At 68.5% G+C, this 7,001-nt stretch carries 6 protein-coding genes and 1 pseudogene; 6 read left to right on the forward strand and 1 reads right to left on the reverse strand.

Annotated elements, in window-relative coordinates:
- The 6 genes from G3N99_RS31490 to denD form a co-directional block, all read left to right on the forward strand.
- The coding region (locus tag G3N99_RS31490) for an NAD-binding protein (protein ID WP_206124336.1) at positions 1 to 595 on the forward strand (595 nt) is incomplete at its 5' end.
- A 19-nt stretch (positions 596 to 614) separates the two neighbouring features.
- Entirely contained in the window at positions 615 to 1,913 is a 1,299-nt protein-coding gene (gene otnK / locus G3N99_RS31495) for a 3-oxo-tetronate kinase (protein ID WP_206124337.1), read from the forward strand.
- Positions 1,910 to 2,548 carry an aldolase gene (locus G3N99_RS31500; protein ID WP_206124338.1) on the forward strand — a complete coding sequence of 213 codons (639 nt, stop codon included), beginning with the start codon at positions 1,910 to 1,912 and terminating at the stop codon, positions 2,546 to 2,548. Before otnK ends, G3N99_RS31500 begins: the two co-directional genes overlap by 4 nt.
- A 112-nt stretch (positions 2,549 to 2,660) precedes the next feature.
- A complete protein-coding gene (locus G3N99_RS31505) occupies positions 2,661 to 3,986 on the forward strand; it encodes an MFS transporter (protein WP_174936268.1) in 1,326 nt (441 codons plus the stop codon).
- 80 nt (positions 3,987 to 4,066) lie between these two features.
- Positions 4,067 to 4,843, forward strand: coding sequence for a 2-oxo-tetronate isomerase (gene otnI / locus G3N99_RS31510; protein WP_174936267.1), 777 nt, complete (start codon positions 4,067 to 4,069; stop codon positions 4,841 to 4,843).
- Positions 4,844 to 4,871: 28 nt separating this feature from the next.
- Positions 4,872 to 5,843: a D-erythronate dehydrogenase gene (gene denD / locus G3N99_RS31515; RefSeq protein WP_206124339.1), complete on the forward strand. Its 972-nt coding sequence runs from the start codon at positions 4,872 to 4,874 to the stop codon at positions 5,841 to 5,843.
- 48 nt (positions 5,844 to 5,891) lie between these two features.
- Here denD and G3N99_RS31520 read toward each other — a convergent pair.
- Positions 5,892 to 6,845 (reverse strand): annotated as a pseudogene (locus G3N99_RS31520) (lysylphosphatidylglycerol synthase domain-containing protein); the annotation flags it as partial.
- Positions 6,846 to 7,001 lie beyond the last annotated feature (156 nt).

The raw sequence follows: 7,001 nt of genomic DNA on the forward strand, positions 1-7,001 counted from the left end.
TCCCGAATTCGCGGTCGCGCTCGGCGCACGCATCGAGGCAGCCGGCCTGCAGATGCTCGATGCGCCGGTATCCGGCGGCGCCGCGCGCGCGGCCTCCGGCGAGATGACGATGATGACGTCGGGCCCGGCCGCCGCGTACGCGGGCTGCGAGGACGTGCTCGCGGCGATCGCCGGCAAGGTCTATCGCCTCGGCGATGCGCACGGCATCGGCTCGAAAGTGAAGATCATCAACCAGTTGCTGGCCGGCGTGCACATCGCGGCAGCGGCCGAGGCGATGGCGCTCGGCCTGCGCGAAGGCGTCGATGCGGATGCGCTGTACGACGTGATCACGCACAGCGCCGGCAATTCGTGGATGTTCGAGAACCGCGTGCCGCACATCCTGAACGGCGACTACACGCCGCTGTCGGCCGTCGACATCTTCGTGAAGGATCTCGGCCTCGTGCTCGATACCGCGCGCCGCAGCAAGTTCCCGCTGCCGCTGTCGGCCACCGCGCACCAGATGTTCATGAGCGCGTCGAGCGCCGGCCACGGCGGCGAGGACGATTCCGCCGTGATCAAGACTTTCCCCGGCATCACGCTGCCGCCCGCCCGCTGATTCGAACGACGCTTCTGCCATGACCGCTTCCGCTTCCCGTCCCCTGCTCGGCTGCATCGCCGACGATTTCACCGGCGCGACCGATCTCGCGAACATGCTCGTCAAGAGCGGCATGCGCACCGTGCAGACGATCGGCGTGCCCGCCGACGACGCCGCAGACACCACGCTCGACGCCGACGCGATCGTCGTCGCACTGAAGTCGCGCACGATCCCCGCCGCCGACGCCGTCGCGCAATCGCTCGCCGCCTACGAATGGCTGCGCGCGCAGGGCTGCCGGCAGTTCTTCTTCAAGTACTGCTCGACGTTCGATTCGACCGATGCGGGCAACATCGGGCCCGTTGCCGATGCGCTGCTCGATGCGGCCGGCGGCGGCTTCACGATCGCATGCCCGGCGTTCCCCGAGAACGGTCGCACGATCTATCGCGGCCACCTGTTCGTCGGCGACGTGCTGCTGAACGAATCAGGGATGGAGAATCATCCGCTTACGCCGATGCAGGACGCGAACCTCGTGCGCGTGCTGCAGCGGCAGACGAAGTCGCCGGTCGGCCTGATCCGCTACGACACGATCGCGCTGGGCGCTGCCGCCGTGCGCACGCGGATCGAACAACTGCGCGCGGAAGGCGCGCGCTTCGCGATCGCCGACGCGCTGTCGGATCGCGACCTCTACGTACTCGGCGAAGCGTGCGCGGGCCTGCCGCTCGTCACCGGCGGCTCGGGCATCGCGCTCGGCCTGCCCGCGAATTTCCGCCGCGCGGAGCAACTGCCCGAGCGCGACAACGCGGCGTCGCTGCCGCGTATCGACGGCCTGTCGGCCGTGCTCGCCGGCAGCGCGTCGAAGGCCACCAACGCCCAGGTCGCCGCGTGGCTCGCCACGCGGCCGAGCTTCCGCATCGATCCGCTCGCGGCATCGCGCGGCGAACCCGTCGTCGACCAGGCGCTCGCGTTCGCGCGCTCGCACCTGCCGCAGCCCGTGCTGATCTACGCGACCGCGACGCCCGACGAAGTGAAAGCCGTGCAGCAGGCACTCGGTGTCGACGCGGCCGGCCATCTCGTCGAAGCCACGCTCGCGGCGATCGCGCGCGGCCTGCGTGATCTCGGCGTGCGCAAGTTCGTCGTCGCCGGCGGCGAAACGTCCGGCGCGGTCGTGCAGGCGCTCGACGTGAAGTCGCTGCAGATCGGCGCGCAGATCGATCCGGGCGTGCCGGCAACGGCCACCATCGACGCGCAGCCGCTCGGCCTCGCGCTGAAGTCCGGCAACTTCGGCACCACGGACTTTTTCGACAAGGCGCTGCGCGCGCTGGACGGAGCCGCACGATGAGCGACGAAGCGAAACTGCGGGAAGAGATCTGCGTGGTTGGCGCGAGCCTGTATGCACGCGGCCACGCGGTCGGCAGCGCCGGCAACATCAGCGCGCGCCTCACGGACGGCTGGCTGATCACGCCGACCGACGCATGCCTCGGCCGGCTCGACCCGAACGACATCGCGAAGGTCGGCCTCGACGGCCAGCCCGTATCGGGCGGCAAGCCGTCGAAGACGCTGGCGCTGCATCGCGGCATCTACGCGCGCAACGCCGAAGCGAACGGCGTCGTCCACACGCATTCGACGCACCTCGTCGCGCTGACGCTCGCGGGCGTGTGGCGTGACACCGACGAGCTGCCGCCGATCACGCCGTACTACGTGATGAAGGTCGGCCACATTCCGCTGATCCGTTACCGCCGCCCCGGCGATCCGGCCGTCGCGGCCGAGGTCGCGGCGCTCGCCGACCAGGTGCGCGGCGTGCTGCTCGAGCGCCTCGGCCCGGTGATGTGGGGGCCGTCGGTGTCGCACGCGTCGTATGCGCTCGAGGAACTCGAGGAAACGGCGCGACTGTGGCTGATGACGCACCCGAAACCCGAGCCGCTCGACGACGCCGCACTCGACGAATTGCGCATCAGTTTCGGCGCGCGCTGGTAACGACGCGCCCCGCAACGATTCCCATGCCCGCCGTGTGCGCGGGCCTTTCCGTCAGCACACACACGACCGGCGACGTACGCGCCGCCGGCACACGACATCATTGGAGACGACGATGACTGCTCTCGACGCGGCCGCTGGCCGCTCGCCCGCCGCGCCCGCCCATGCCGCGGAACTCGACCGCACCTACAAGAAAGTGTTCTGGCGCATCGTGCCGTTCCTGATGCTCTGCTACGTGGTCGCGTATCTCGACCGCGTGAACGTCGGCTTCGCGAAGCTGCAGATGTCGCAGGATCTCGCGTTCAGCGAAACCGTGTTCGGGCTCGGCGCCGGCATTTTCTTTCTTGGCTATTTTCTGTTCGAACTGCCAAGCAACCTGCTGATGCACCGCCTCGGCGCACGCATCTGGATCGCGCGGATCATGATCACGTGGGGGCTGCTGTCCGCACTGTTCGCGTTCGTGCAGACGCCGACGCAGTTCTACGTGCTGCGCTTCCTGCTCGGCCTCGCGGAAGCCGGCTTCTATCCGGGCGTGATCCTGTATCTCACCTACTGGTTCCCGTCGCATCGCCGCGCGAAGATCATCGCGGTGTTCATGTCCGCGATCCCCGTGTCGGGCATCTTCGGCAACCCGCTGTCGGGCTGGATCATGGAGCGCTTCCACGGCGGCTCGGGCTTCCACGGCTGGCAATGGATGTTCATGATCGAAGCCGTGCCGGCCGTACTCATCGGCATTGCGACGATCCTGTATCTCGACAACAGCATCCGCAGCGCGAAGTGGCTCGACGAGCGCGAGAAGCAGCTGCTGGAGGACGAGATCGCCGCGCAGCCGCAGGAACAGCAGCAGCACGGCCATTCGCTGAAGGCCGTGTTCTCGGACCCGCGCATGTGGTGGATGTCGCTGATCTACTTCGCGTTCGTCACGGGCCAGTACGGCCTCACGTTCTGGATGCCGACGCTCGTCAAATCGACCGGCATCACCGATACGCTGCAGATCGGCCTGCTGTCGGCGATCCCGTTCCTCGTCGCGATCGTCGTGATGAACCTGTTCGGCCACAGCGCGGACAAGCGCCGCGAACGCCGCTGGCACCTGATCGTGCCGGCGCTGATGGGTGCGGTCGGGTTTGCGGTCGCCGCGTCGTACTCGCACAATACGGCGGTGTCGATCGTATTCCTGTCGCTCGCGGCGGGTGGCGTGCTGACCTGCGCACCGCTGTTCTGGTCGCTGCCGACCGCGTTCCTCGCGGGCTCCGCAGCCGCGGCCGGGATCGCGATCATCAACTCGGTCGGCAACCTCGCCGGTTTCGCGAGCCCGTACGTGATCGGCTACCTGAAGGACGCCACGCACAGCACGGCGTCCGGCATGTACGTGCTCGCCGCGATGCTCGTGATCGGCGCGATCGCCGTGTGGCTCACGCCCGCGAAACTCGTGAACCGCTGATTCACCAGACGAACGATCCGGCCGCCATTCGACGCGGGGCGCCGTGCGCCCCGCCCCATTCATTCACAGGACCCGCTGCCATGCCACGCTTCGCCGCCAACCTCTCGATGATGTACACCGAGCACGCGTTCCTCGAACGCTTCGCCGCTGCCGCCTACGACGGCTTCAAGGCCGTCGAGTACCTGTTCCCGTACGACTTCGCCGCCGAGGACATCCGCGCGCGCCTCGACACGCACAACCTCGAACAGGCGCTGTTCAACGCGCCGCCCGGCGACTGGGCCGCGGGCGAACGCGGCACCGCCTCGCTGCCGGGCCGCGAGGACGAGTTCCGGCGCGGCATCGACCAGGCGCTCGACTATGCGCGCGTGCTCGGCAACAAGAAGCTGCACGTGATGGCCGGCATGGTGCCGCCGGGCGCCGACCGGGCACGCCATCGCGACACCTACCTGGCGAACCTGCGGCATGCGACGCAGGCCGCCGCCGCGCACGGCATCACGATCCTGATCGAGCCGATCAACCAGCGCGACATGCCCGGCTATTTCCTGAGCCGCCAGGACGACGCGCAGGCGATCTGCGCGGAAGTCGGCGCGCCGAACCTGAAGGTGCAGTTCGACTGCTACCACTGCCAGATCGTCGAAGGCGACCTCGCGATGAAGCTCAAGCGCGATTTCGCGGGCATCGGCCATATCCAGATCGCGGGCGTGCCCGAGCGCCACGAGCCGGATATCGGCGAACTCAACTACCCGTATCTGTTCGCGCTGATCGACGCGCTCGGCTACGACGGCTGGATCGGCTGCGAGTACCGCCCGAAGGCCGGCACGTCGGAAGGCCTCGGCTGGCTCAAGCCGTACCTGTAATTCCCGTATTCCTTTGAGGGTGAAGAACATGAAAGTACTGATCACCGGCGGCGCCGGCTTTCTCGGCCAGCGTCTCGCGCGCAAGCTGCTCGAGCGCGGCGAACTGACCGGCCCCGACGGCCGCAGCGAGAAGATCGACGAGCTGGTGCTGCTCGACGTCGTCGCAGGCAGCGATTTCGGCGACGCGCGCGTGACGTCGATCGTCGGCGACATCGCCGACCGCGCGGCGCTCGACAGCGCGATCGACACGCACACCGGCGCGATCTTCCACCTCGCGGCAATCGTCAGCGGGCAGGCCGAGGCCGATTTCGATCTCGGCATGCGGATCAACCTCGACGCGTCGCGCGCGTTGCTCGAAGTGTGCCGTGCGCGTGGCCATCGGCCGCGCGTCGTGTTCACGAGCTCCGTCGCGGTTTATGGCGGCACGCTGCCCGACGTCGTGCAGGACGACACCGCACTGAACCCGCAATCGTCGTACGGCGCCGAGAAGGCGATCGCCGAGCTGCTGCTGTGCGACTACGCGCGGCGCGGCTTCGTCGACGGCCGCGTGCTGCGGTTGCCGACGATCAGCGTGCGGCCGGGCCGCCCGAACGCGGCCGCGTCATCGTTCGCGAGCGGCATCATTCGCGAGCCGCTGAACGGCGAGGAAAGCGTGTGCCCGGTGCCGGGTTCGACGCGGCTGTGGCTGCTGTCGCCGCGCGGCGCGATCGAAGCGCTCGTCGCGGGCTGCGAGATCGACAGCGCGAAACTCGGCAACAAACGGGTGATCAACCTGCCCGGCCTGTCGGTGTCGGTCGACGAAATGATCGCGGCGCTGCGCGAGGTCGCGGGCGACGAAGTCGTGAAGCTGATCCGCCACGTGCCGGACGAGCGCGTCGAGAAAATCGTCGGCAGCTGGCCGGGCCGTTGGGATACGTCGCGCGCGGAAGCACTCGGGCTGAAGGGCGATACGTCGTTCGCGGACGTGATCCGCAGCCATCTCGCCGACGAACGACGCTGATTCCGGCGCCGCCCGCTGCGCGTGGCGGGCACGGGCTGCCCGGTGGCATCAATGCGGCCGGGCGGATTCCCCGATGGGCAACGGCGCGCGTTTCGTTCCGCCCGGCCGGTTCGCCGAACCGGCCGCCCACTGCCATGCCAGCAGACCCGGCAGATAGAACAGCAGGTCGCGCACACGGCGGGCGCCGGCCAGCGCAAGACAGGTCGGCGGGTCGAACCCGAGCAGCCCGCCGATCAGCACGAACCCGCCCTCCTGCACGCCGAGCCCACCCGGCATCAGGAACGCGATGCTGCTCACGAGCTGGATCAGCGCCTCGATCGCAAGCGCCTGCGCGAAGGTCGGCTCTGCGCCGAGGAAATACAACGCGAGCCAGATTTCCAGCGCATAGCCGATGAACTGCAGCGTCTGCCAGATCAAGAGATAACGCACGACGATGCCGGTCTTTCTCCAGATCATCCGGATCGACTGATCGGTGCGCGCCGATTCGCCGACCAGCGCCACCACCTTGCCGCTCGTGACGCGGTTGAGCACGCGCATCGCGCGTTCGAACGGCCGCGCATGCTGCACCAGCGCGAACAGCAGCAGCACCGGCACCAGCGCGGCCATGCCGATCGCAAGGTTGCCGGCCACCCGCGCAGTGTCGGACGACACATGCTCGAGCACGTAGCCGATCGCAACCAGCGCGAACACGAGCTGGCTGATCAGCGTCAGCTGCATGTCGGCGACGAGACTGGCGACGGCGGTGGCCGGCCGCACGCACGCCTGCCGCAGCAGGCCGAACGACACGATCTCGCCGCCGATCCGCGCGACCGGCAGCAACCCGTTGATCGATTCGCGGATCCACACGAGCTTCAGCATCGTCGCGAACGACGGCCGGCGCGGGCCGCGAATCAGCATCCGCCAGTCCCACGCATTCGCGAGCATCGGCAGGATGTGGGCCAGCGCCGCGAGCAACAGCCCCGCCCCGGCGATCTGCCGGCGATGCAGGATGTCCAGCGGATGGATCGGAAGGACGTGTGCTCTTCCGATCTGGCGACGAGACTGGCGACGGCGGTGGCCGGCCGCACGCACGCCTGCCGCAGCAGGCCGAACGACACGATCTCGCCGCCGATCCGCGCGACCGGCAGCAACCCGTTGATCGATTCGCGGATCCACACG

The organism is Burkholderia sp. Ac-20392 (assembly GCF_017104585.1).
GTDB classification, from domain to species: Bacteria; Pseudomonadota; Gammaproteobacteria; order Burkholderiales; family Burkholderiaceae; genus Burkholderia; species Burkholderia lata.

Excerpts from the sequence above, each read along its gene's own strand:
- G3N99_RS31500 (WP_206124338.1), top strand. The coding sequence starts at position 1,910 with ATGAGCGACGAAGCGAAACTGCGGGAAGAGATCTGCGTGGTTGGCGCG.
- otnK (WP_206124337.1), top strand. The coding sequence starts at position 615 with ATGACCGCTTCCGCTTCCCGTCCCCTGCTCGGCTGCATCGCCGACGAT.
- otnI (WP_174936267.1), top strand. The coding sequence starts at position 4,067 with ATGCCACGCTTCGCCGCCAACCTCTCGATGATGTACACCGAGCACGCG.
- denD (WP_206124339.1), top strand. The coding sequence starts at position 4,872 with ATGAAAGTACTGATCACCGGCGGCGCCGGCTTTCTCGGCCAGCGTCTC.
- G3N99_RS31505 (WP_174936268.1), top strand. The coding sequence starts at position 2,661 with ATGACTGCTCTCGACGCGGCCGCTGGCCGCTCGCCCGCCGCGCCCGCC.